The sequence below is a fragment of the Janthinobacterium sp. 67 genome (assembly GCF_002797895.1).
In the GTDB taxonomy this organism is placed as follows: Bacteria; Pseudomonadota; Gammaproteobacteria; order Burkholderiales; family Burkholderiaceae_D; genus Janthinobacterium.
Genome location: NZ_PGES01000001.1, coordinates 1,419,783 through 1,441,973, shown reverse-complemented (window position 1 = coordinate 1,441,973; position 22,191 = coordinate 1,419,783). Strand labels below are relative to the sequence as shown.

The following is a 22,191-nucleotide window of genomic DNA, read 5'->3' as shown; positions in this document are numbered from 1 at the left end:
ACTGCCACTCGTCTATCCGCCTTAATTGCATCAAGAATGTATATGGAAATGGGGGAAGCGAGCGCCCTGGCCAGCCTTGGCGGCCTGGTCTTCGAGCAGTCGCCCGTGCTCGAGATCGTGCATGGCGGCACGCCGAGGCTGCGCCTGGAGCGGGGCAGCATCGTCGCCGACCAGGTTTTGCTGGCGGGCGACGTCAGCCACCGTCTGGAACGGCGCAAGCTGAGCGGCATGATCTTCCCGGCCGCGGGCGGCATCGTCGCCACGGAGCCGCTGGGGGCGCTGGCGCGGCAGCTGAATCCGCAAGACCTGGCCGTGTACGACAGCCGCTACGTCCTCGATTATTACCGCAGCACGGCCGATGGGCGACTGCTGTTCGGCGGCGGCGCCAATTATTCTGGTAAGGCATCGCGCGATATTGCGGCCGAGCTCAGGCCCTGTATCGAGCGTACCTTTCCACAATTGCGTGGCGTGGCAATCGACTTTCAATGGAGCTGCGACATGGGCATCGTGTTCAACCGCGTGCCCCAATTGGGCAAGCTGGCGCCGAACGTCTGGTATGCGCAGGGCTATTCCGGCCACGGACTGGCCACTTCGCATATCGTGGGCGAGGTGATGGCCGGCGCCATCGGCGGCACGATGGACAAGTTCGACGTCTTCCAGCGCCTCAGCCATGTGCGGGCGCCGGTCGGCGATTGGCTGGGGCGCCAGGTCCTGGCGCTGGGGATGTGGTATTTTCTGATGCTGGAGCGGCTGCGCTGAGCCAGGGGCCTCTTTAATTGGAGCAAGGTGTGGCGTCTTGCTTATTGCGCAGACAGCGTCTGCGCAATAAGCGGTCATCCCGGTCCGCTTCATGTCTGTGACACATTGCTCTTCAGCATACAAACAGTTCACCGCACGCAACGACGCACGGTTATTGAAAACATGGTCAACGAAACCCGCACTATCCAGTCCGTAGGGAGAACGATGGCTCTGCTGGAAACCATTTCCGCCGCAAACGGCGAATTAAGACTGACTGAACTCAGCGCAAAAATGGGCTTGGAGCGTCTAACAAAACCAATCCCAGCGAAACAAACGGCACTGATGCTGGTCAAACTCACCTGACATCATTTTCAGGAGCCGATCCCGTGATCAAAGCACTTCTTCCGGATGACCTGTGGGCGATGATCCAGCCTTTGCTGCCAGTACATCAGCCATCCCCCAAGGGGGCCTCCTCGCATTGACGACCGCGCCGCCTTGACTGGTGTTCTGTTCGTCCTCAAGACCGGCTTGCCCTGGGAATATCTGTCCCGTGAACTGGGCTGTGGCAGCGGCATGAGTTGCTGGCGACGTCTGCACGCATGGCAACAGGCATGTCTGGCAACGCATCCACGAAGCCATGCCGCACCAATTGCGGGAGTACGATCAGATTCAATGGGAACGCGCCAGTATCGACTCGGCCAGCGTGCCATCCCCCCCTCGGCGGACAGCATGCCGGCCCCAATCCCACCGACCGCGGCAAGCTCGGTTGCAAGCACCCTCTGCTCGTCGATCAACGCCGATTGCCTCTGGTGGCGAGCATATCGGGCGCTCAGGTACATGATTCCCGGATGCCGATCCCGCTGCTCGAAGCCGTCCCGTCATTGGCAGGCCTGGCGGGCCGGCCACGCAAACGTCCGGCCAAACTGCACGCCGACTAGGCCTATGCTTCACGTGCCCACCGGGCCTGGCTACGTGGCAGAGGCATTGCACCGCGCATTGCCCGCTACGGCATCGAATCGCGCGAGCGCCTGGGCAAATGGCGCTGGGTCGCAGAACGCACCCCGGGTTGGCTCCACCGTTTATCCGCTATGAACGTCGTGCCGATATCCACAGGCGTTTCTCTCGCTTGCCTGCGCACTCATCTGCTGGGGATACATTCAGAGGTTTTGTTAGACGCTCTTGATCGATATCAAGCCGACTGAAGATTTGCGGGAAAGTGGGGAAGGGACTGGCAGGCGTGCGCGAATAAAAAGACAATAACGCTAAATTGATTGGAAGCCGGAGGGCGCCATGTCCGACATCATCGAACTGTTGCAATGGCCCGCCATGGCCGCCTCGCTGCTGGCGGCCTGGCTCGTGGGTTCGCGCGCGGCCGCGCGGCGTCTGGCCGGTTTCTGGGTTTTCCTGTTCAGCAATGTGCTGTGGGTCTGCTGGGGCTGGCATGACGGGGCCTGGGCCCTGATCGCGCTGAACGTCTGCCTGGCCCTGACGAACGTGCGCGGCATCGTCAAAAACGAGTGAGTCGTACAGGATTTGTTCAAATATATGTATCTTTAATTATTTGTTTCCATAGGTGCATACATGGCTTGTCAACCCGTTTGCGCTCATTTCCCTGCGTAAAACCGTGATATTCCCCCGTCAGCTTCAGATATTTGCTGTCTTATATAAGATTCGTCGCCATCGGATACACAAACAGTGGCAGGACAGTCTAAAATACGTGGTGGGCAAGCACGGCGTCACCGCCGGCACACTAGCCGTCCAAAGCAAGGCTAACCGTCCTGTGTTTGGAATGAAGAAAGTTAACCACCAGGCATCACCGCATACAAGGGAATGAACATGGCAACACAAAAATCCAAAATCATCTACACGCTGACTGACGAGGCGCCGCTGCTCGCGACGTATTCCCTGCTGCCAATCATCAAAAAATTCACCGCGCCGGCCGGCGTGGACGTGGTGTCCAGCGATATTTCGGTGGCGGCACGTGTACTGGCCGAATTTCCAGAATTCCTGACGGACGCGCAAAAAGTCCCGAATACCCTGGCTGAACTGGGCAAATTGACCCAGAATCCAGACACCAACATCATCAAGCTGCCGAACATCAGCGCTTCCCAAGGTCAGCTGATCGCCTGCGTGCGCGAATTGCAAGGCCGCGGCTACAAGCTGCCGGACTACCCGGAAGACGCGAAGACGGACGAAGAAAAAGCCTTGAAGGCCCGCTACGGCAAGTGCATCGGCAGCTCGGTCAACCCGGTCCTGCGTGAAGGCAATTCCGACCGCCGCGCACCGAAGGCCGTCAAGGAGTATGCGCGCAAGCACCCGCATTCGATGGGCGAGTGGAGCCAGTCGTCGCAAACGCACGTGTCGCACATGCACCATGGCGACTTCTACCATGGCGAAAAATCGCTGACCCTGGAAAAGGCGCGCGACGTCAAGATGGAACTGGTCACGGCCTCGGGCAAGACCATCGTGCTGAAACCGAAGGTCTCCCTGCAGGCGGGTGAGATCATCGACAGCATGTTCATGAGCAAGAAAGCGCTGCTGGAGTTCTACGAGAAGGAAATCGACGACGCGTTCAAGACGGGCGTGATGTTCTCGCTGCACGTCAAGGCGACCATGATGAAGGTGTCGCACCCGATCGTCTTCGGCCACTGCGTGCGCATCTTCTACAAGGACGCGTTCGCTAAGCACGCCGAGCTGTTCGACAAGCTGGGCGTGAATGTCAACAATGGCATGAGCAACCTGTACGACAAGATCGACACCCTGCCAGCGTCGCAAAAGGATGAAATCCTCAAGGATCTGCACGCCTGCCACGCCCACCGTCCGGAGCTCGCCATGGTCGATTCGGCCAAGGGCATCACCAACTTCCATTCGCCGAACGACATCATCGTCGACGCGTCGATGCCAGCCATGATCCGTATCGGCGGCAAGATGTGGGGTGCCGATGGCCGTCCGAAAGACGTCAAGGCAGTCATGCCGGAATCGACTTTCGCGCGCATCTACCAGGAAATGATTGGCTTTTGCAAATGGCATGGCAACTTCGATCCGAAGACCATGGGCACCGTGCCGAACGTGGGCCTGATGGCGCAGCAAGCGGAAGAATACGGTTCGCACGACAAGACGTTTGAAGTGCCCGAAGGCGGCACCGCCAACATCACGGACCTGGAAACGGGCGAAGTGCTGCTGACGCAAACGGTGGAAGAGGGCGATATCTGGCGCATGTGCCAGGTCAAGGACGCGCCGATCCGCGACTGGGTCAAGCTGGCCGTCACGCGCGCGCGCAACTCGGGCATGCCTGCCGTGTTCTGGCTCGATTCCTACCGTCCGCACGAGAACGAAGTCATCAAGAAGGTACAGGTTTACCTGAAGGATCACGACACCAAGGGCCTGGACATCCAGATCATGTCGCAGACGCGCGCCATGCGCTACACGCTGGAACGCGCCTTCCGCGGCCTGGACACCATCTCGGTGACCGGCAACATCCTGCGCGACTACCTGACCGATCTGTTCCCGATCCTGGAACTGGGCACGTCCGCCAAGATGCTGTCGATCGTGCCTTTGATGGCCGGTGGCGGCATGTACGAAACGGGCGCCGGCGGTTCGGCACCGAAACACGTCAAGCAGCTGGTGGAAGAAAACCATCTGCGCTGGGATTCGCTGGGCGAGTTCCTGGCCCTGGCCGTGTCGCTGGAAGACATGGGCATCAAGACGGGCAATGCGAAGGCCAAGATCCTTGCAAAAACCCTCGATGAAGCTACCGGCAAGCTGCTGGACAACAACAAGTCGCCATCGCCACGTACCGGCGAGCTGGACAACCGCGGCAGCCATTTCTACCTGGCCATGTACTGGGCGCAAGCCCTGGCGGCGCAGAAGGACGATGCGGAACTGGCGGCGCACTTTGCGCCAGTGGCCAAAGCCCTGGCCGACAACGAAGAAAAGATCGTTGCCGAGCTGAAAGCAGTACAAGGCAAGGAAACGGATATCGGCGGCTACTACCTGCCAGATCCGGCGAAGACGGAAGCGGTCATGCGTCCTAGCGCCAGCCTGAATGCGGTATTGGACAGCATCTGATGCAGTCCTGACAGGCAGTAAATTCTTTGCTGCCTGAGACAAAAAACGCCGCCGGAAGCGATTCCGGCGGCGTTTTTCATTTCCCCTCGGTGTTATTTGTAGTGCTTGTAGACTTCGGTGCTGCCATTGTTCTTGACCAGCAAGACGTCATACGCATCCTTGCGCGGTCCTTCCATGCCTGGCGAACCCATGGGCATCGCCGGCACGGCCAGGCCTTTGGCCTTGGGCTTGTCGCGCAGCAGCTGCTTGATCTCGCTGGCCGGCACATGGCCTTCGATGGCGTAGCCGTTGACGAGGCCCGTGTGGCAGGAGCCGAGCGCGTCGGGAATGCCGGCCAGCTTGCGGTATTGCGCCGGCATCTCGACATTTTTCGCGCGCACCGTAAAGCCGTTCGCTTCCAGGTGCTTGATCCATGCGGAACAGCAGCCGCACGAGGCGCTCTTGTAGACTTCAATGACGGGCAGGGCCGCCATGGCGAACGTGGGCAAGCCCAGCATGGCGGCGAAAGCGCCGCGCACTAATAAATGTTTGATCATGTGCTGCTTTCAGACGAAGTGGGTCTATCGTGGCCAACTTGGTGGCCTGCTTGGAATCTGTTGTGAATTTAAGCGGAAAGCGGTCTCGGAGGCCGGCGCAAGCCGTCGGGAATGAATCCCGTCAGCAAGGCGGCATTGCCTGTGGTGGCGTGTTCCGCGCCGTTGAGCACGACGGCAGGCACGGTGAAACAGGGCGGCATCAGCGCGCCCAGGCAAAAGGCGCTACAGGCGCCGCACGCGGGGTGTTTGGCGGAGGCCTTGCCGTTTTCCGGCGTGCCGGCGCTGTCCGGCTGCGCAGCGTGATGCTGGCAGGCGGCCGTCATGGCGGCGGCAGGCGACGCGGCGTCCAGCCGCATGGCGTCCGCAGCGGCCGCTTGCAGGGGCACCGCCGTGATCAACAGCAGGATCAGCCATGTTTTGAAGAGTCTCAGCATCGCCGGAAAGTATAGCATATGAGCAACTGCCTCCCGCCGCCAGACCGCTCAGCGCGAGGCGGCGGCCAGCACTTTCGACGCGTACATGGCCCGGTCCGCATGACGCAGCAGCAGTTGCATGGTGTCGCCATCGTCCGGATAGTGGGCCACGCCGATGCTGACGGTGATCTGCAATTGCTGCCCATTGCCCAGTTGCAGCGGCGCGGCCAGTGCCGCATGGATTTTTTGCTCGATCAGGCTGACGTCGGCCGGCGTGACGTTGCTCTCCAGAAGCACGACAAATTCATCGCCGCCCATCCTGGCCAGGGTATCGGTTTCGCGCATGCAATCGCGCAGGCGGCTCGCCACCGTTTGCAGCAGCAGGTCGCCACAGGCATGGCCGTGGTCGTCGTTGACTCGCTTGAAGTTGTTCAGGTCCAGGAACAGCAGCGACAGCCGGCCTTCCTGGCGGTGCGCGCGGGCGAATGCCGTGTGCAGGCGGTCGTGGAACAGGCGGCGGTTCGGCAGGCGGGTCAGCTCGTCGTGCATGGCCATGAACTGCATTTGCGTCTGCAACTGCCGGCGCTCGATGGCGGTGGCAAGTTGCTTGGCCACAAACTGCAGCAGATCCTGGTCTTGCGCCGTGCCGATGACGGCATCCTGGCTGCCTTGCAGGGCCAGCACGCCGATGCTGCCCATGGAGCAATACAGTGGCACGGCAAGCCAGCACGACGACAGGGCGCCGGCTGCAATTTGCAGCGCCGCCGGCAGGCCGGCCAGTTGTCCCGCCTGCAGCAGCAGGGGACGGCCGCTGCGCAGCACTTCATCGCACAGCAGGCTGGCCAGGGATGACGTCGGCTGGGGCGCGCTGTCGTCGGCATGGCAGGTCATCGGAGGGTGGACGCCGTCTTCGTCATGCAGCAGCAAGGTCAGGCTGCGCGCCGGCAAGTGTTCGCCGATGATGTGCTGGATGCGGTGCAGCAAGGCGGGCAAGTCTTGCGTTGCCTGCATGGCTTCGGAAATGGCGTACAGCGCGGCCTGCTTTGCCTGCGCCTGTTTCAGCAGGGTGATGTCGCGGGCCACGGCCACGCGCAGCTGGTCGGCGGCCGACCAGCGGGCCGACCACATGATGTGCGCCAGGCTGCCATCCTTGCGCAGGTAGCGGTTTTCAAAGTGCGTCTGCGCATGGCCGTCCATGATGGCGCGCGCGGCGGCCAGGGTGCGGGCGCGGTCGGCGGGAGCGACCAGGTCGATCATGAGCTTGCCGATCATTTCCCGCTGCGTATAGCCGAAGATGCGTTCGCAGGCGGCGCTGACGAACACGAAGCGCCCGTCCACGTCGACCATGCACACGGCGTCGAGCAACAAGTCGGTAAAGCTGGCCAGCGGCGCGCGCAGAATCTTGTGTTCCATACGGTACATTCTGAGACATTCCCGGCAGTGAATCAACTTGTTGCGGGGAGGCTGGGTCATCCGTATGAAAATGTTTCATTTCCCCGACACTCATGCTTTGCCGTTTCTTGCCGTTAATGCAGTATTGCCATGCAGTACTTGCCACCACGCCAGATAACGTGACGCAAGGCTTGCCTGGCGCCCGGGAATTGTGAAAAAACCAACCGTATCGATATTTTATTATGCCCCCATCCTTCAACTGCAAGGTTACCGCGCCATGACCTCCATTTCTCCATTGTCAAGCTGGAATAGCGCCCCGTCAGGGGCTTCCTCCGCCGCGTCCAGCCGCACGGAGGCGCCGTCGCCGTCGTCTGCCTCCATGCCATCTGCCATTGTTGCCCTCAGTCCCGAGAGCGTGAACGGCAGCAACCCGGCAGCGTTCACGAAGCCGCCGATGGTGTGGGAAAGCGCGACGCGCAACAAGGTGAGCGAGGCGATGACGAAGAGTTTCTCGTCATATGCGTTTGGCGGCCGCTTCAGCGGCCTGGGCGCGGCCATGCTGGGACAGGCCAAGCTGGGCAACTATAATTTCTCGCAGGCGATGCGCCAGCCGCCGCCGAGCACCACGCCGAATGTCTATGCGGCGTCCGGCATCGCGCCGGGCAGCCTGCACGGCAATGGCGAAGACAGGGTGACCCTCAGCATCACGACCAAAAGCGGCGTGGAAGTCAAGCTGTCGCTCGACAGCCAGGGCGACGGCCTGGCCGTGAACATGACGACGAGCGGCGACCTCAGCGACGCTGAAGCGAGCGCCCTGGGCGACCTGGCGAAGGGTTTCCAGGCGGCCATCGACGGCATGGGGCAGAGCACGCCGAAAATCAAGCTGGAAGGCTTGATGCAGTTCGACCAGCAGGTGCTGTCGTTGGTGAAGCTGCATGCGGAAGTCAAGGTACGCGGCGAACCGGAAAGCGTGCAAACCCTGGATTTCCAGGCCGATGGCGCGCAGCGCAAGGTCAGCTTCAGCGGCGAGGCAGGCAGCCTGGACCTGAAGGTCGACGCCAGCGCGCTCAATACCCTGGGCAGCAAGGAAAAGCAGGCGAAGGCGCTGGGCAGCTACATGAAGCAGTTCGACCAGGCGGCATCGCGCGGCCATGGCGATGCGGGCCTGGTGGCCATGCTCAAGGATAGCTTTACGGCCTTGCACAGCAATACCGCCGCGCCGCAGGTGGCCACGGACAGTCCCGAGACGGGCAAGTGGCGCCTGGCCGCCGAAGACAAGTCCATCATGACGGGGCTGGCCGATTTCAGCGCTTCCGTGTCGCAAGCCGTGAAATTCAGCAACCCGATGCGCAGCTCGGAAAAGGACGGCTTCAATTATGAAGTGTCGCAAAAGACGTCGCAGACCGGCGCCAGCCAGGATGCGCGTTCGCTCAGGCAGCAGCAGCAATCGAAGCTGAGCGCCAGCTTCCATGAGACCTTGGTTCCCGGCGTGCCGCTGCGCCTGACGGCCGCCACGGAATCGCAGAACTATACCTACCACCAGATCGAGGATACGGCCAGCAGCGATGCGCAGGTGGCCTACAAGGATGGCAAGATGGTCAAGGCGAGCTTGCGGCAGGAGGGCAATCAGTCCGAACATGTCATGAAGTATTTCCTGGGCAAGCTGGAATCGGACAAGACCACGCCAGGCAACTATTCCGTGCTGCGCGACCTGCTGCCCGTGCTGGGGCCGTACAAGACGGACGAGCTGGGCATGACTCCAGAGAAAAAGGCGGAGCAGCGCCAGCAGGCGATGCTGGCCTTGAGCGACGACGTGCTGCTGCAGTCGTATGCGGGCATGACCATCAGTACGTGGCGGGCCGATGTGTCGCCGGAAGAGGGCGGGGCCGCCGCCGCTTAGAAACGGCTGCCTCCAATGCAAAAAGCCCGTCTGCGAAGACGGGCTTTTTGTTTGCCGATGGCAAAATACGGCGCAAGCCTATGCCTTGGCCTTGTTTTGCTTGATCCAGTAGCCGATGCCCAGCGCGGCCAGCCACACGGGGATCAGGTAGACGGAAATGCGCAGACCCGGCGTCAGGTACATGATCACCAGGATGCCGGCCAGGAAGACCAGGCACAGGTAGTTGGTGAACGGGTAGCCCAGGCTCTGGAACAGGGTCGTCTTGCCCTCGGCCTTTTTCTGTGCGCGGAAGCGCAAATGGATCCAGCTGATCATGGCCCAGTTGATGATCAGGGCCGACACGACAAGGCCCATCAGCACTTCGAACGCTTCGCCCGGCATGAAGTAATTGACCACCACGCAGGCGCCCGTCGCCAGCGCCGATACGCCCAGGGCCACCAGCGGCACGCCGCGGCGGTTCAGGTGCAGCAGCGCGCGCGGCGCATTGCCTTGCTTGGCCAGGCCGAACAGCATGCGTGTGTTGCAGTACACGCCGCTGTTGTACACGGACAGGGCGGCCGTCAGCACCACCACGTTCAGGGCCGTGGCCACCAAGTTGCTGTCGAGCGCATGGAAGATCAGCACGAAGGGGCTGCCGCCGGTGACGACGTTTTGCCACGGGTACAGCGACAGCAAAATGCCCAGCGCGCCGATATAGAAAATCAGGATGCGGTAGATGGCCTGGTTGGTGGCGCGCGGGATCGTCGTGCTCGGGTCATCCGCCTCGGCCGCCGTGATGCCCACCAGTTCCAGGCCGCCGAACGAGAACATGATGACGGCCATGGCCATCACCAGGCCCTGCCAGCCATTCGGGAAGAAGCCGCCATGCTGCCACAGGTTGGCCACCGACGCCTGCGGGCCAGCGTCGCCGGAAGCGAGCAGGTAGGCGCCAAAGACGATCATGCCGATGATGGCGACCACCTTGATGATGGCGAACCAGAATTCCATCTCGCCGAAGGCCTTCACATTGAGCAGGCTGATGGCGTTGATGGCGCAAAAGAAGACGAGGGCCGAGACCCAGGTGGGCACGCCCGGCCACCAGTACTGCACGTAGATGCCGACGGCCGTCAGTTCGGCCATGCTGACGAGCACATACAGTACCCAGTAATTCCAGCCCGACAAAAAGCCGGGCAGGTGGCCGCAGTACTTGTCGGCGAAATAGCTGAAGGAGCCGGCGACGGGTTCGTCCACCACCATCTCGCCCAGCTGGCGCATGATCAAAAAGGCGATGACGCCGGCGATGCCATAGCCGAGCAGCACGGAAGGTCCGGCCATCTTGATGGTTTGCGCGATGCCCAGAAACAGGCCGGTGCCGATGGCGCCGCCCAGGGCGATGAGCTGGATGTGGCGGCTTTTCAGGCCGCGCTTGAGCTCTTGTGGTTCGGTATTCCCGACTGCCGTCATATGTTTTATCCTGTTTTTACGGGGCTGAGGTCGCTGATTCTAAAGCATGGACGGGCAAAGCAGGAGCGAAATGCATGTTGCACTGCGGAGGCGCAAGAAATGCCCCGCATCTTCGCCGAACGGCGCGCAAAACGGTGGCCTAGTCGTCTGCGCGCAGCGCGCCGGCCGCGACGATGGCCGGTTCATACACGGCCAGGAATTCCGGCGGCAGGCGGCGCGCGCGGCCGCTGCTCAATTCGATGCAGATCAGTTCCCAGCGCCCGCGCACGACGGTGGCGCCGTCGCTGTCGCGCACCAGCTGGAAGCGCCGCTCCATGCTGGAACGGCCGTCGCTGGCGCACAGCCAGGTGGCCAGGGTCAGCGCTTCGCCGGCGCGCGTCGGCAGCAGGTAGTCGTATTCGCCGCGGCGTATGGCCATGGCGCGGTCCAGGCGCCGGTAATCATCGAGGTCCAGTCCCAGGCTGGCCGAATGGTGCCAGGCGATATGTTCGCACCAGCGCACGTAGACGGCGTTGTTCGTGTGCTGCAAGCGCGACGCCATGCTGCAGCTGGTGCAGGAAGAGGCGCTCGTGCTGCGCTCGCCGCGCGACTTCCGCGTGCCCGTGCTCAGCGTGGCGCGCTACCTGGAAATCCGCGCGCTGCGCCTGGAACTGGAAGGGCTGGGCGCATTCGAGGCGGCGCAGCGCATCGACGACGCCACCCTGGCCGACCTGGAACGCTTGCTGCAGGCGAATGAAGACGCTATTGCGCGCCACGACCTGGCGGCGGCACTGCAATGCAACCAGGCGTTTCACCTGGGCCTGGCGCAGGCGGCCGGCATGCCGACCTTGAAACGCTTCGTCGACCATCTGTGGATGCAGACGGCGCCCCTGATCGCGGCCGGCTACGCGAGCTTTTCGCCCGACATGCGGGTGGGCCACCACCACGCCATCATCGATGCGCTGCGCCAGCGCGACGGCCCGGCCGCGCGGCACGCCATCGAACAGGACATCCTTGACGGCGGCACGCAGATGCTTGCGTACGTGATGCGCCAGGAGCGCATGCATGCCGGTGCAACACAGAAAGAAATGGACGAGGAAGAACATGAAGCACAAGACTGAACAGAAAACCGCCATCGTCACGGGCGCCAGCCGCGGCATCGGCCATGCGGTGGCGGAGCGCTTCCGCAGCCTGGGCTGGCGGGTCATCACCGTGTCGCGCAGCCCGATTCCCGGCGGCTGCCCGCGCGGCCAGGAGCACAACACGCATGTGTGCATGGATTTGTCGGACCTGAGCCAGATCGGGCAAATGGTCGACACCTTGCGCCCCATGCTGGGTGATTCCAAGCTGCATGCGCTGGTGAACAATGCGGGCGTGTCGCCGAAGGGGCCGGGCGGCGCGCGCGTCAATTCGCTGACCACCGACATGCAGACGTGGCAGGAAATGTACAACACGAATTTCTTTGCACCGCTGGCCCTGACGCGCGGCTTCGCGCAGGAATTGTCGAACGCGCATGGCTCCGTCGTGAACCTGTGCTCGATCGCCGGCTACCGCGTGCACCCGTTTGCCGGTTCCGCCTACGCCAGTTCGAAGGCGGCGCTGGCGTCGCTGACGCGCGAAATGGCCAACGACATGGCGCCGCTGAACGTGCGCGTGAACGCCATCGCGCCGGGCGAGATCGACACGGCCATCCTGTCGCCGGGCACCTCGCACATCGTCGACACGCAAATCCCCCTGCGCCGCCTGGGCACGACGGCCGAAGTGGCGGATCTGGTGGAGTTTTTGTGCAGCGAGCGCGCCTCGTACATCACGGGCGCGGAAATTCCCATCGACGGCGGCCAGCGCATTTAAGCGGGGAGGCATGAGCAAGCATATCGGCATCGTCGGCTGTTCGGCCGCAGGGGCGGCCCCGTGCTGCCGCACGATCTGTGAAGAGGGTGCGCATGCGCCGGGGGCGGATGAACACCCGGAAGTATCGATGCACACGCCGGCGCTGGCTGCCTGACTATTTGCCCAGCTGCGCCTGCAAGGCAGCCACCACGAGCGCGTGGTCGTCGGCCTGCGCCAGGCCGGACACGGTCACCGTGCCGACCAGTCCCACGCCGCGTATCAGCAGGGGGAAAGCGCCGCCGTGGCCCGCGTACTCGATGTCGTCGAGGTATTTCACGTCTTCGAAGGTGCTGCCGCGGCTTTTATACGAGATGCCCATGTAGTAGGAACTGCGGCAAAAGCGCTGCACCGTGTTGTTCTTGCGGCGTATCCAGTCCGCCTGGTCCGCCGTGGCGCCCGTCATGGCGTGGTGGAACAGGACTTGGCCGTTGCGCGTGATGTTGACGGTGACAGCCTTGCCCCGCTTGCGCACTTCCTCGACGATCCACAGGCCCACGGCCAGTGCGGCATCGTTGTCGAAGCGTTCGAATTGCAGGGATTCTTCCTGTTGCGCCAGGGTTTGCAGCAAATCGGCGTAATGATCCATCGTAGGGGCAGGTGATAGTGGCTGGAAGCGCTACTGTAGCGCACCATGGGACAGCCGCGCGCGCTTTTTCCATGGCGCGGCTAAAATAGACGGCATGAACCTGTCCCTGTTCGCCGATGAAGAGCAAGTCCCGGCCGGCCCCGTGCCGCTGGTGCCAGGCTCGTCCGCGTCCATCCTGCTGCGCGGTTTTGCGCTGCCTTACCTGGACGAGATGCTGCCGGCGCTGGACGCCATCGTGCTGGCGGCGCCCCTGCGCCACATGGCCACGCCGGGCGGCTTGCGCATGTCGGTCGCGATGAGCAATTGCGGCGCCCTAGGCTGGGTCACGGATGGACGGGGCTACCGCTATGCGCGGCGCGATCCGGACAGCGGTCTTCCCTGGCCGCCCATGCCGCCCGTCTTCCTGCGCCTGGCGCAGGAGGCGGCGCTGGCGGCCGGCTATCCCGGCTTCGCTCCCGACGCCTGCCTGGTCAACCGTTATGCGCCCGGTGCGCGCATGGCCCTGCACCAGGACCGCGACGAATGCGATTTCAACGCGCCCATCGTTTCCGTCTCGCTGGGTTTACCCGCTATTTTCCTGTTCGGCGGCGCCGAGCGGGCCGACAAGGCGGCCCGCATCGGCCTGCTGCATGGCGACGTCGTGGTATGGGGTGGCCCCGACCGCCTGCGCTTTCACGGCGTGGCGCCGCTGAAGGAGGGCCAACACGCGCTGCTGGGCGCGCAGCGCATCAATTTGACGTTTCGCAAGGCTGCCTGAGCTGGCGCCATGGCGTACCTGGCTTGCGTACGTATTGGGCATGCACATAGCGCCACGGAATGGCCAGGTAGACGAGCACGACGAACGACATCTCGAAGACATATTGCGCGGTGGCGGGATCCAGGCCGCCGTGCAGCCATTGCGGCAGCGCCACGAGCAGCAGCCACAGGGTCTTCCACAGCGCTTCCCACAGCAGCACGGGCAGCATCTGCAGCGGATAGCGCAAGCCCAGCAAACACAGCAATGAAAACGCGGCCAGCATGCAGTTCACGGTGCCGCGCATCAGTTCCCACGGCGCGTGCGGGGTGACGATGCCGGGCCACAGCACGCTGCCGAGGCCCGCGACGACCAGCAGATACATGGCGCGCAGCGCATACAGACGGGCGGTCGATACGGTATTCATGGTGCGGTCTCCAAGTCGTGTTAGGGCAAAGGGATTATTCGACTTCCTTGAGGATGGTTTCCAGGCTGCCCAGGCGTGCCTGGATCTGCGCCACGGATGCGCTCAATGCGGCCAGCGACGCTGCCGTTTCCACCTGGGCGGCGGCCATCGATTTGGCCAGCTCCTGGTAGGCGCCGTCCTGCGCCAGCCTGGCGCGCGCCTGCACGATGCCGGACGTGTATTTGAGGGCGAAGATGATGACGGCGGCCGTGCAGGGAAAGAAGAAGGCGGCAAAAAAGATATTTTCAGACATGATGGCCTCTACAGTTCAGGATTGATCCGGGGTGGGGGTGAGCGAGGACGCCGCCGTGGCGATGCTGGCCGGCGTCAGCCGCAATTCAAATGGGCTGGCCTCGAAATAGTTGAGGGCCTTGCCGTCATGCGACAGCTCCAGCTGGCTGGTGACCAGTCCCGCGTGTTCCAGTTTTTGCAGGTGCAAATGCAGCAGGGGCCGGCTGATGCCCAGGTCGCGCGCCAGCTGGCTGATGTAATTGCGCCCGCCGCTGGCCAGCGCCGCGATGATGCGCAGTCGGTGCGGGTTGTCGAGCGCCGCCAGCATGAGCAGCAAGCGCTCGCCCGTCAGTGGTGTGTTGATATCTGTCATGTGTCAACATTATCTGACATGTGTTAGCTAGTCAAGAAAAATATCGCATCACTTTAATGCAATATACTTGCAAATATGGCGGCTTTTCTCCATGATATGCAACTTGTTTGCATATGGAGCCATGACCATGAAGCGCGATTCGATTTCCTCTCCCTTGCCCGACGTGGCGGCCGGCCCCCATCTGGGCAGTCCCTTGCCGCTCGAGTGGGTGGGCATGCAGGGCATCGCCTTGCCCTTGTGGCTGGAAGAGGGCGGGCAGGCGCAGCAAGTCCATGCCTGGGCCGACGTGCAGGTCGATCTGCCCGATCCGGCAGTCAAGGGCATCCACATGTCGCGTTTGTATCTGCTGCTCGATGCGTTTGCCGCCGCGCAGCCGCTCGATGCCAGCGCGCTGGCCGCCTTGCTGCGGCGCATGGTGGACAGCCACGCCGATTGCGGCAGCACGCAGGCGCGCCTGGCGTTGGCGTTTCCCGTGCTGCGGCGCCAGCCGGCGCTGCTGACGGCGGGGCTGGCGGGCTGGAAATCGTATCCCGTGCGCCTGCAGGCCAGCTGCTCGCCGCAGGGCTTCACGTTGTCGCTGACGGTGGAGATCGGCTACTCGTCGACCTGCCCCTGTTCGGCGGCGCTGGCGCGGCAACTGCTTGCCGACGCCTTTGCGGCGCGGTTTGGCGCGGGCGAGATCGATGGCGACGCCGCGCGCGCCTGGCTGCAGCACCACGCGAGCCTGGCCACGCCGCACAGCCAGCGCAGCACGGCGACGGTCACCGTGCCATTGACGCAGCAGGCGGAGCTGGACCTGTTTCCCCTGATCGACCTGGTGGAGGCGGCGCTGGCGACGCCGCTGCAGACGGCCGTGAAACGGGCCGACGAGCAGGCGTTCGCGCGCTTGAATGGTGCTAATCTGATGTATGTGGAAGACGCGGCCCGCCGCGTGCAGGCGGCGCTGGCGCCATACTGTGCGCAGGCGCGTGTTACCGTACGGCATATGGAGAGCCTGCATCCGCACGATGCCGTGGCGCAGACGGGCAAGCTTGCCTGAACCTTTTACTCAAGCACCGTGGAGGAAGACAGCATGCCGGAGAAAATCGAGCGGGAAGTCGACGACGACAGCCTGGAAGCGGAACTGGAACGCGAACGGCGCGACCATGCGCTGATCGACGAGGAAAAGCTGGGCATGGACGAGCTGGAAGAGGAGCGGCTGAAGCGGGAACGCCAGCCGGGTGGCCACTAGCGTCAAGGTGCGAGGGGCAGGGCGATGCATCCGCGCTGGCATCGCGCCGCGCCGCCCGGTACAATTTCGCCTACTCCCCCCACTCCCCCAACCCCGGAGGCCCATGAAATATCGCGCATTCTTCCAGTTCATCCTCGGCCTGACAGGCGCCGTCCTGGCCGCCTCGCAAGCCCATTCCGCCACCCTCTGCACGGCCATGGCCGACGCCAGGACGGGCACGGTCTTGCTGCAAGAGGGCAATTGCCTGGACCGCGTCACGCCCGCGTCCACGTTCAAGATCGCGCTCAGCCTGATGGGCTATGACGCCGGTTTCCTCAAGGACGAGCACAAGCCCAGCCTGCCTTACCGCCAGGGCTATGTGGACTGGGGCGGCGATGCCTGGCGCCAGGATACGGACCCGTCGCGCTGGATGCAGTATTCCGTCGTCTGGTATTCGCAGCAGATCACGCAGGCGCTGGGCGCCGAGCGCTTCCAGAAATACGCGAAGGCTTTGCGTTATGGCAATGCGGACGTGTCGGGCGACAAGGGCAAGGACAATAGCCTGGAACGCTCGTGGATCAGCTCTTCGCTGAAAATCTCTCCGCTCGAGCAACTGGGCTTCCTGCGCAAGCTGGTCAACGATCAATTGCCCGTGTCCAAACAGGCGATGGAACAGACGCGGCGCCTGACGCGCCTGGCGGACGTGGACGGCTGGCAAGTGCATGGCAAGACGGGCGCGGCCTTCCCGCGCAAGGCCGACGGCAGCTTTGATGAAGCGCATGGCTATGGCTGGTTCGTGGGCTGGGCCAGCAAGGGCGAGCGCAGCATCGTCTTCGCGCGACTGGTGCAGGACGAGCAGAAGGGCCAGCAGTCAGCAGGCTTGCGCACGCGCGAAGCGATGCTGAAAGAATTGCCTGCCCTGCTGGAGCAGGCGCAGAAGTGACGGCCAGCATCGTCTCCGCCACCTTCATCGCTTCCGACGGCGACTACCTGGAAGCCGTCATCGAGGTGGCCGGCCAGCGCCTGCACGTGATGGACGAATTCGGCGGCGGACGCATGGCCGCCGGCACGCAGTTCCAGGCCGAACTGTGGCCCATGCCCGGCGAAATGGACGACTGGGACGCCATCTTCCGCGCCAACCCTGGCCAGGAAAAGCGCTTGCTGCGCCTGGATGGCTGGCGCTACCTGGCGCTCGGCGTCGTGACCCAGGTCGACCCCGTCATCTGCGATTGCGGCCTGCTGCAGCTGGAAAACCCGTTTACGACGCACGATGCGCGCTGCGTGGGCGCCTATGTGGGCGTCACCGTGGCGCGCCTCGATGCTTGCCTGGCGTAAAATCCGGCCCGCTTTGTTGCCCGCCCTATATACTTGCTGAAACGGATTTTCCGGCATCAGACAAGGTTATAGGCATGGCATCAGGCATGGAGCAGTTTCAGGAAAAAGCAAGACAAGTATGGACATGGACGCGCGCGCAGGCCTTGCGCGTGGTGGGCGTGGCATGGGCGAGGGCGGTGGCGCTGTACCGGCGCGGCCACGCGCACCTGATGACCTTGCCCCCCCTGCGGCGCGCGCTGGTGCTGGGCTTGTGGTCATTCCTGGCCCTGCTGGCGCTGATGGCCTTGTACATGCTGCTGCTGATCCCCTTGACGCCCAGCATCCATGACTTGCGCCAGGCGCGCGCGGCCGCGCCCAGCACCATGGTCAGCGCGGACGGCAAGGAGCTGGCCCGCTTCGATCAGGGCTTGCAGGAGCGTGTCACGTTAAAACAGATTTCGCCGAACGTGATCAGCGCGCTGATCTCGACGGAAGACCACCGTTTCTACGAACACCACGGCGTCGATTTCACGCGCACGGCGGGCGCCATCGTGCACACGGCGAGCGGCAACCCGCAGGGCGGTTCCACCATCACGCAGCAGCTGGCGCGCAATATGTTCCCCGAGGAAATCGGCCGCTCGCGCAACCTGAACCGCAAGCTGAAGGAGCTGATCACGGCCCTGAAAATCGAGGCGACCTACAGCAAGACGGAAATCCTCGAAGCGTACCTGAATACGGTGCCTTTCCTGTACAACACCTACGGCATCGAGATGGCGGCCCGCACCTATTTCGACAAGCCCGCGTCGCGCCTCGATATCCTCGAAAGCGCCACCCTGGTCGGCATGCTCAAGGGCACGAATTACTACAATCCCGTCGGCAATCCCGAGCGCTCGCTGCAGCGTCGCAACGTGGTGCTGGGGCAGATGCGCAAGCACGACGTCATCGACGAGGCGCGCTACAAACAGTTGATCAAGCGTCCGCTGCGTCTGCATTTCGAGCGCCAGAGCGAGCGGGCGCAGTCGGACAGCCATTTCACGGCTTATGTGCGCAAGTGGCTGATCGACTGGGCCGACGAAAACGATTACAACCTGGAACTGGACGCCCTCGTGGTGCACACCACGCTCGACTACGACCTGCAGCAGGCGGCCGAGCGCGCCGTCGAGCGCCAGGCCAACGCCTTGCAGGCCATCGCCGATGTGGAATGGAGCCGCGCCGGCGTGCCGTCGTCCACCTCGACGGGCATGTACGCGGGCATGCAGGGCGGCAGCGTGGCCTTCGATTATTTCTGGAAGTCGCATCCGGCCCTGCTGGACGCCTTCGTGCGCGAATCGGCCGACTACCGCAAGCTGACGGCCGCCGGCGACACGCCCGAGGCGGCGCTGGCGCAACTGAAGGGCGACCGCGCCTTCATGGCGGCCCTGCGCAAGTCGAAGACGCGCCTGGAAGCGGGCTTTACGGCCATGGACCCGGCCACGGGCGCCGTGCGCGCCTGGGTGGGCAGCCGCGACTTTGCGCGCGAACAGTTCGATCACGTATCGCAGGCGGCGCGCCAGCCCGGCTCCACCTTCAAGCCCATCGTGTATGGCGCGGCGCTGGAAAAGGGCTTGAGTCCCGACCACGTCTACCGCGATGCCGTGATGGATATCAAGGCGGCCGACGGCACGAAATGGCGCCCGACGGACATGAGCGGCACGACGGGGCGCGACATGACCATGCGCGACGGTCTCGTCTACTCGAAAAACACCATCACGGCGCAAGTGATGCAGGACGTCGGCTTGCCGCCGATCATCAAACTGGCGCGCGCGCTTGGTATCCGCGACAGCAAGCTGGAAAAAGTGCCGTCGCTGGCGCTGGGCACCAGTCCCGTCACCTTGCTGGAAATGGTCAACGCCTACGCCAGCATCGCGGCCCAGGGCGAAGCGCGCCTGCCATTCGTCGTCACGCACATCACGGACCGCGAAGGCAAGGTCATCGCCCGCTTCGGCGAAGACAAGCCCAAGCGCGCCATGCAGGCGGCATCGGCCGCCACCCTGACGGACATGATGCGCGGCGTCATCGACCGCGGCACGGGCACGGCCATCCGCAGCCGCTTCGGCATTCGCTCCGACGTGGCCGGCAAGAGCGGCACCACGCAAAACAATGCGGACGGCTGGTTCATCCTCATGCATCCGGAACTGGTGGGCGGCGCCTGGGTCGGTTTTAATGATGCGCGCGTCACCATGCGCAGCAATTACTGGGGCCAGGGCGGCCACAACGCCGTGCTGGTGGTGGGCGACTTCTTCAAGACGGCGCTCGACACGGGCAAGTTGTCGCGCGATGCCATCTTCCCCGGCGGCAAGCCACCGCCACCGCTGCGCCACGTTGAACCGGTCGAGGAACCGCAGGACGAGCCGGTGGAAGAGCCGGGAGACTTGCTGCAAGAAGGCGCGCCAGCCGCGCCGCTGGCCATGCCGGCCGAAGGCGACGGCGGGCAGGAGTCGCATGGCAAGGCGGTGCCGGAGCCTGCGCCCGCGCCGGCACCACAGCCCGCTCCTGCGCCAGTGCCTGCACCACAGGGCTGATGGGAAGTACCGGCTTGGCCAGCAGCCATGATGCCTGATTGATGCGCATCAAACCTGTCCGCACAGACGATGATTACCGCGCCGCGTTGCGGGAAGTCGAGTCTTGAGCCGATGACAGGGCGCCTGAATCGCGTGTACGAGATTCTCAATGGCACGCGTCAGCTGACCCTGCCGATGATTCGCCGCCTGCATGAGGAACTGGGCATCCCTGCCGAAGTGTGGATACGGCAGGCGGCCCAGGCCTAGCTGGCCAGCCTGTCTTTCGCACTTTATTTCACTGCCGTATTGCTCAAGGTTTCTTCGCAGGCAAGCACAGGCAGGGCTGGAAAACGTGCCGCGTGCGCCGGCAGCCTTCCTACCATTTGGGCTCGCGTGACCAGCGCAGCACCTTGGCAAGCCTGATCTTCACCGTATAGTCCTCTCCCGTTTCATGCTCCAGCCACAGGATGCCGTCTTCGATGCTGACCCAGGCATCGACTATACGCGTGTCGAACGGCATCGCCGTGTCTTTGATATCAATCTTCACCCGTCCAGACTCAACATTGAGCGACCTTAATACCCGCGTCGTTCGTTGCGTAAACTCGATGACGTATGAAGTGCTTGTTTTTTTTATCATCAGGAATGCTCACCCAGAATGCTTTGAATATTTTTTTTAAATATTACTATATAAAAATTTTCCCTAGCGCACGAAGGAAACATGTCAATAAACGCAGGCATATAAAAATTTCTGCAGAGAAATTTTTATTATTTTTAATAAATAAAAGTTCCAGGGGTGAAGTAATGGTTATTCTTGGCGCATTAACAAACGGTATCTTGTAAATTATTTCTCAAATGAAATTCAATTTAATTTTTTATAATATTAAGTGTCTTGCATTATCCCTGTTGATATAAGTCAATGTTTTTTGTGTATTGCTTTCAGAATATATTCTTGCTGCTAGGATATGAGGTCAACTGTGGCTTCATTGTGCGATGAATGCTTTAAGGAAATTAAAATTACTCTTAAGAAAATTATTCTGTTGATGCTGTATCGGAATTTCATGCGCCACATGGTAATTGCCAGAACTGCATAAACAATATGCTCAGTTATTCCATTCATCGCGGGAAAATATTGATGACGTGATGCGGCTTATATTTCGAAATGTATTTCAGTGATTTAAAAACGGGTGTTTATGTTTCAATTTGATGGCGAGGAATAATATCAAAGCCGATTATTGCAATGTGGGAGGAATCGAGTTCGATTAATTTGATTAATCGTTCGGATGCTGGAAAAGGATCAATGAATGCGGCCTGCCGATTTGCGGTAGTCCGAAGCGGGAGCATACGGTGCTTGTCCCATACTCGGCATGAATTTACATGGTAAATAAAAATTACATCGGTGGCCTCGCGCAGGTGGCGCTTGATCATCCCAGGCGGATCGATGCATTGACAGCACAAAAAATAGATGTGGCGATTATTTTCCAGGAAATGCTTGGTACCGCTGTGGCCGCTAAATATTTGCATACCAATGGCGTACCGCTATCCGTCGCATTGCGCGTATTGGTATGCGAGCGCAGAAAAGACCCGTCGCCGCCAAAAATGATCGGAATTGAAAAAGGGTAGTTCCATTGCACCGGTTCAGGCTGCTTGCGTGTCAGACCGTATTGCGCCGCAAGCCAGCTTCCCGCACCAACACCTGCAGCGCCGGCATGGTTTGGTGATGCAGTGTTTGCAGTTCCGCTCTCAGCGCGGGCGGGATGGTCAGGCTGCCGTTCGCTTGTTTGCGCACGGGCAGGCCCAGTGCCTGCGCCATTTCGACGGGATAATTCGTGAAGTCGCCGTAGGGCCGCTTGCCGTCGACGGACGGCGTGGGCCAATAGCCTTCGGCCAGGTAGTCTTGCGCACCCATGCCCAGCATTTCCAGCGGCATCCACGATTGCTGGCGCAGCAGTATCAGATGGCGGGCCGTCAAAGTGAAGGGCGTCTTGCCGTTGGCATAGCTGCCCGGTTTCAGGTCGGCCATCTGCACGAAGTGGGGCAGCAGCAGCGCCGCTTCCATCAGGCGCTGGGCGGCCAGCGCCGCATCCTTGCTGGCAATCGCTTGCGTGGCCAGTTCCACGGTATCGCCTTTGCCCAGCGGGTGCGCCGGGTTGAGCATGGGCGCGCCGCTTTCCACGGGCGACCAGCCGATATGGAAGCGCCGTATCAGCGCCAGATGGTGCACATTGAGCACCTTGGGCAGCGGTGCGTCGAGCGTGGCCACGATGCGCTGGCGCACGGCGCGCGGCAGGCCGTTGTTGGCCGCGCGCGCCAGCACAGGCGAGCATAGCAGGGCGCCAGCGAGACGCAGCAGCTGGCGCCGCAGCGGTTGTAGCACGTGCT

At 62.2% G+C, this 22,191-nt stretch carries 27 protein-coding genes and 1 pseudogene; 17 read left to right on the top strand and 11 right to left on the bottom strand.

Annotated features, from left to right (window positions below; genetic code table 11):
- Positions 1-36 precede the first annotated feature (36 nt).
- The 5 genes and pseudogenes from CLU90_RS06540 (at position 37) to CLU90_RS06520 (ending at position 4,806) form a co-directional block, all read left to right on the top strand.
- Positions 37-759 (top strand): NAD(P)/FAD-dependent oxidoreductase, encoded by a 723-nt coding sequence (locus CLU90_RS06540; RefSeq protein ID WP_092709164.1) that lies wholly within the window; start codon positions 37-39, stop codon positions 757-759.
- A gap of 162 nt (positions 760-921) precedes the next feature.
- A complete protein-coding gene (locus tag CLU90_RS06535; RefSeq protein ID WP_092709161.1) occupies positions 922-1,101 on the top strand; it encodes a helix-turn-helix domain-containing protein in 180 nt (59 codons plus the stop codon).
- A gap of 23 nt (positions 1,102-1,124) precedes the next feature.
- Positions 1,125-1,911 (top strand): annotated as a pseudogene (locus CLU90_RS06530) (IS5 family transposase).
- Positions 1,912-2,028: 117 nt separating this feature from the next.
- Positions 2,029-2,259, top strand: a complete 231-nt coding sequence (locus CLU90_RS06525) for a hypothetical protein (RefSeq protein WP_100427466.1) — start codon at positions 2,029-2,031, stop codon at positions 2,257-2,259.
- Positions 2,260-2,574: 315 nt separating this feature from the next.
- Positions 2,575-4,806: an NADP-dependent isocitrate dehydrogenase gene (locus tag CLU90_RS06520; protein WP_100429389.1), complete on the top strand. Its 2,232-nt coding sequence runs from the start codon at positions 2,575-2,577 to the stop codon at positions 4,804-4,806.
- A gap of 92 nt (positions 4,807-4,898) precedes the next feature.
- On the opposite strand, the gene CLU90_RS06515 is transcribed toward CLU90_RS06520, so the two are convergent.
- From CLU90_RS06515 to CLU90_RS06505, 3 genes are all read right to left on the bottom strand, one after another.
- Entirely contained in the window at positions 4,899-5,342 is a 444-nt protein-coding gene (locus CLU90_RS06515; protein WP_100427465.1) for a DUF411 domain-containing protein, read from the bottom strand.
- A 68-nt stretch (positions 5,343-5,410) separates the two neighbouring features.
- Positions 5,411-5,776: a hypothetical protein gene (locus CLU90_RS06510; protein WP_157808757.1), complete on the bottom strand. Its 366-nt coding sequence runs from the start codon at positions 5,774-5,776 to the stop codon at positions 5,411-5,413.
- A 48-nt stretch (positions 5,777-5,824) separates the two neighbouring features.
- Positions 5,825-7,168 carry a sensor domain-containing protein gene (locus CLU90_RS06505; RefSeq protein WP_092709149.1) on the bottom strand — a complete coding sequence of 448 codons (1,344 nt, stop codon included), beginning with the start codon at positions 7,166-7,168 and terminating at the stop codon, positions 5,825-5,827.
- A gap of 358 nt (positions 7,169-7,526) precedes the next feature.
- Here CLU90_RS06505 and CLU90_RS06500 point away from each other — a divergent pair, with 358 nt between their 5' ends.
- Positions 7,527-9,047, top strand: coding sequence for a hypothetical protein (locus CLU90_RS06500; protein ID WP_198511161.1), 1,521 nt, complete (start codon positions 7,527-7,529; stop codon positions 9,045-9,047).
- A 78-nt stretch (positions 9,048-9,125) separates the two neighbouring features.
- Here the strand turns inward: CLU90_RS06500 and CLU90_RS06495 are convergent, their stop codons facing one another.
- The gene (locus tag CLU90_RS06495) at positions 9,126-10,490 is read right to left on the bottom strand and encodes an amino acid permease (RefSeq protein WP_092709140.1); all 1,365 of its coding nucleotides are present in this window, start codon (positions 10,488-10,490) and stop codon (positions 9,126-9,128) included.
- Positions 10,491-10,629: 139 nt separating this feature from the next.
- Positions 10,630-11,019, bottom strand: coding sequence for an acyl-CoA thioesterase (locus CLU90_RS06490; RefSeq protein WP_232731101.1), 390 nt, complete (start codon positions 11,017-11,019; stop codon positions 10,630-10,632).
- Here CLU90_RS06490 and CLU90_RS06485 point away from each other — a divergent pair.
- From CLU90_RS06485 to CLU90_RS06475, 3 genes are read left to right on the top strand one after another with little or no spacing between them, the layout of a single operon-like run.
- Positions 11,009-11,590 (top strand): GntR family transcriptional regulator, encoded by a 582-nt coding sequence (locus tag CLU90_RS06485; RefSeq protein ID WP_157808755.1) that lies wholly within the window; start codon positions 11,009-11,011, stop codon positions 11,588-11,590. The two genes, CLU90_RS06490 and CLU90_RS06485, sit on opposite strands and share 11 nt — an antisense overlap.
- The gene (locus tag CLU90_RS06480; protein ID WP_175539185.1) at positions 11,574-12,320 is read left to right on the top strand and encodes an SDR family NAD(P)-dependent oxidoreductase; all 747 of its coding nucleotides are present in this window, start codon (positions 11,574-11,576) and stop codon (positions 12,318-12,320) included. Before CLU90_RS06485 ends, CLU90_RS06480 begins: the two co-directional genes overlap by 17 nt.
- A gap of 10 nt (positions 12,321-12,330) precedes the next feature.
- A complete protein-coding gene (locus CLU90_RS06475; protein ID WP_198511160.1) occupies positions 12,331-12,474 on the top strand; it encodes a hypothetical protein in 144 nt (47 codons plus the stop codon).
- Here CLU90_RS06475 and CLU90_RS06470 read toward each other — a convergent pair whose 3' ends face one another.
- Positions 12,475-12,945, bottom strand: a complete 471-nt coding sequence (locus CLU90_RS06470; RefSeq protein WP_092709126.1) for a heme-degrading domain-containing protein — start codon at positions 12,943-12,945, stop codon at positions 12,475-12,477. It lies immediately after the preceding gene.
- A gap of 94 nt (positions 12,946-13,039) precedes the next feature.
- Between CLU90_RS06470 and alkB the strand changes: the two genes are divergently transcribed.
- The gene (gene alkB, locus CLU90_RS06465; protein WP_092709123.1) at positions 13,040-13,702 is read left to right on the top strand and encodes a DNA oxidative demethylase AlkB; all 663 of its coding nucleotides are present in this window, start codon (positions 13,040-13,042) and stop codon (positions 13,700-13,702) included.
- Here alkB and CLU90_RS06460 read toward each other — a convergent pair.
- Genes CLU90_RS06460 through CLU90_RS06450 form a run of 3 tightly spaced genes read right to left on the bottom strand, consistent with a single transcriptional unit; the run spans position 13,674 to position 14,748 of the window.
- On the bottom strand, positions 13,674-14,105 hold the full coding sequence (locus CLU90_RS06460) for a hypothetical protein (RefSeq protein ID WP_092709120.1): 432 nt from the start codon (positions 14,103-14,105) through the stop codon (positions 13,674-13,676). The genes alkB and CLU90_RS06460 overlap by 29 nt on opposite strands.
- A 34-nt stretch (positions 14,106-14,139) precedes the next feature.
- Positions 14,140-14,397, bottom strand: a complete 258-nt coding sequence (locus CLU90_RS06455) for a hypothetical protein (protein WP_046682902.1) — start codon at positions 14,395-14,397, stop codon at positions 14,140-14,142.
- Between the two features lie 15 nt (positions 14,398-14,412).
- The gene (locus CLU90_RS06450) at positions 14,413-14,748 is read right to left on the bottom strand and encodes an ArsR/SmtB family transcription factor (RefSeq protein WP_092709117.1); all 336 of its coding nucleotides are present in this window, start codon (positions 14,746-14,748) and stop codon (positions 14,413-14,415) included.
- A 121-nt stretch (positions 14,749-14,869) separates the two neighbouring features.
- Between CLU90_RS06450 and folE2 the strand changes: the two genes are divergently transcribed.
- The 6 genes from folE2 (at position 14,870) to CLU90_RS30085 (ending at position 20,079) form a co-directional block, all read left to right on the top strand.
- A complete protein-coding gene (gene folE2, locus CLU90_RS06445) occupies positions 14,870-15,787 on the top strand; it encodes a GTP cyclohydrolase FolE2 (RefSeq protein ID WP_092709114.1) in 918 nt (305 codons plus the stop codon).
- Positions 15,788-15,820: 33 nt separating this feature from the next.
- Complete coding sequence (locus CLU90_RS29160; RefSeq protein ID WP_157808754.1) at positions 15,821-15,979, top strand: hypothetical protein; 159 nt, start codon at positions 15,821-15,823, stop codon at positions 15,977-15,979.
- Positions 15,980-16,082: 103 nt separating this feature from the next.
- On the top strand, positions 16,083-16,901 hold the full coding sequence (gene blaOXA / locus CLU90_RS06440; RefSeq protein WP_092709110.1) for a class D beta-lactamase: 819 nt from the start codon (positions 16,083-16,085) through the stop codon (positions 16,899-16,901).
- Positions 16,898-17,293: a hypothetical protein gene (locus CLU90_RS06435; protein WP_092709106.1), complete on the top strand. Its 396-nt coding sequence runs from the start codon at positions 16,898-16,900 to the stop codon at positions 17,291-17,293. The genes blaOXA and CLU90_RS06435 overlap by 4 nt, the downstream gene beginning before the upstream one ends.
- A 74-nt stretch (positions 17,294-17,367) precedes the next feature.
- On the top strand, positions 17,368-19,833 hold the full coding sequence (locus tag CLU90_RS06430; protein ID WP_092709103.1) for a penicillin-binding protein 1A: 2,466 nt from the start codon (positions 17,368-17,370) through the stop codon (positions 19,831-19,833).
- 111 nt (positions 19,834-19,944) lie between these two features.
- Entirely contained in the window at positions 19,945-20,079 is a 135-nt protein-coding gene (locus CLU90_RS30085) for a hypothetical protein (RefSeq protein ID WP_269799989.1), read from the top strand.
- A gap of 109 nt (positions 20,080-20,188) precedes the next feature.
- Here CLU90_RS30085 and CLU90_RS29155 read toward each other — a convergent pair whose 3' ends face one another.
- On the bottom strand, positions 20,189-20,449 hold the full coding sequence (locus CLU90_RS29155; protein WP_139178125.1) for a hypothetical protein: 261 nt from the start codon (positions 20,447-20,449) through the stop codon (positions 20,189-20,191).
- Between the two features lie 737 nt (positions 20,450-21,186).
- On the opposite strand from CLU90_RS29155, the gene CLU90_RS06420 reads away from it, so the two are divergent.
- Positions 21,187-21,432 (top strand): hypothetical protein, encoded by a 246-nt coding sequence (locus CLU90_RS06420; RefSeq protein WP_092709100.1) that lies wholly within the window; start codon positions 21,187-21,189, stop codon positions 21,430-21,432.
- Between the two features lie 31 nt (positions 21,433-21,463).
- On the opposite strand, the gene CLU90_RS06415 is transcribed toward CLU90_RS06420, so the two are convergent.
- Entirely contained in the window at positions 21,464-22,186 is a 723-nt protein-coding gene (locus tag CLU90_RS06415) for a hypothetical protein (protein WP_139178123.1), read from the bottom strand.
- Positions 22,187-22,191: the final 5 nt, after the last annotated feature.

Excerpts from the sequence above, each read along its gene's own strand:
- CLU90_RS06470 (WP_092709126.1), bottom strand. The coding sequence starts at position 12,945 with ATGGATCATTACGCCGATTTGCTGCAAACCCTGGCGCAACAGGAAGAA.
- CLU90_RS06515 (WP_100427465.1), bottom strand. The coding sequence starts at position 5,342 with ATGATCAAACATTTATTAGTGCGCGGCGCTTTCGCCGCCATGCTGGGC.
- CLU90_RS06540 (WP_092709164.1), top strand. The coding sequence starts at position 37 with ATGTATATGGAAATGGGGGAAGCGAGCGCCCTGGCCAGCCTTGGCGGC.
- CLU90_RS06420 (WP_092709100.1), top strand. The coding sequence starts at position 21,187 with ATGGTAAATAAAAATTACATCGGTGGCCTCGCGCAGGTGGCGCTTGAT.
- CLU90_RS06500 (WP_198511161.1), top strand. The coding sequence starts at position 7,527 with ATGCCATCTGCCATTGTTGCCCTCAGTCCCGAGAGCGTGAACGGCAGC.
- CLU90_RS06535 (WP_092709161.1), top strand. The coding sequence starts at position 922 with ATGGTCAACGAAACCCGCACTATCCAGTCCGTAGGGAGAACGATGGCT.
- CLU90_RS06475 (WP_198511160.1), top strand. The coding sequence starts at position 12,331 with ATGAGCAAGCATATCGGCATCGTCGGCTGTTCGGCCGCAGGGGCGGCC.
- CLU90_RS06495 (WP_092709140.1), bottom strand. The coding sequence starts at position 10,490 with ATGACGGCAGTCGGGAATACCGAACCACAAGAGCTCAAGCGCGGCCTG.
- blaOXA (WP_092709110.1), top strand. The coding sequence starts at position 16,083 with ATGAAATATCGCGCATTCTTCCAGTTCATCCTCGGCCTGACAGGCGCC.
- CLU90_RS06520 (WP_100429389.1), top strand. The coding sequence starts at position 2,575 with ATGGCAACACAAAAATCCAAAATCATCTACACGCTGACTGACGAGGCG.
- folE2 (WP_092709114.1), top strand. The coding sequence starts at position 14,870 with ATGACCATGAAGCGCGATTCGATTTCCTCTCCCTTGCCCGACGTGGCG.
- CLU90_RS06455 (WP_046682902.1), bottom strand. The coding sequence starts at position 14,397 with ATGTCTGAAAATATCTTTTTTGCCGCCTTCTTCTTTCCCTGCACGGCC.
- CLU90_RS06430 (WP_092709103.1), top strand. The coding sequence starts at position 17,368 with ATGGCATCAGGCATGGAGCAGTTTCAGGAAAAAGCAAGACAAGTATGG.
- CLU90_RS06505 (WP_092709149.1), bottom strand. The coding sequence starts at position 7,168 with ATGGAACACAAGATTCTGCGCGCGCCGCTGGCCAGCTTTACCGACTTG.
- CLU90_RS06460 (WP_092709120.1), bottom strand. The coding sequence starts at position 14,105 with ATGAATACCGTATCGACCGCCCGTCTGTATGCGCTGCGCGCCATGTAT.
- CLU90_RS29155 (WP_139178125.1), bottom strand. The coding sequence starts at position 20,449 with ATGATAAAAAAAACAAGCACTTCATACGTCATCGAGTTTACGCAACGA.
- CLU90_RS29160 (WP_157808754.1), top strand. The coding sequence starts at position 15,821 with ATGCCGGAGAAAATCGAGCGGGAAGTCGACGACGACAGCCTGGAAGCG.
- CLU90_RS06450 (WP_092709117.1), bottom strand. The coding sequence starts at position 14,748 with ATGACAGATATCAACACACCACTGACGGGCGAGCGCTTGCTGCTCATG.
- CLU90_RS30085 (WP_269799989.1), top strand. The coding sequence starts at position 19,945 with ATGACAGGGCGCCTGAATCGCGTGTACGAGATTCTCAATGGCACGCGT.
- CLU90_RS06510 (WP_157808757.1), bottom strand. The coding sequence starts at position 5,776 with ATGCTGAGACTCTTCAAAACATGGCTGATCCTGCTGTTGATCACGGCG.
- CLU90_RS06480 (WP_175539185.1), top strand. The coding sequence starts at position 11,574 with ATGAAGCACAAGACTGAACAGAAAACCGCCATCGTCACGGGCGCCAGC.
- alkB (WP_092709123.1), top strand. The coding sequence starts at position 13,040 with ATGAACCTGTCCCTGTTCGCCGATGAAGAGCAAGTCCCGGCCGGCCCC.
- CLU90_RS06525 (WP_100427466.1), top strand. The coding sequence starts at position 2,029 with ATGTCCGACATCATCGAACTGTTGCAATGGCCCGCCATGGCCGCCTCG.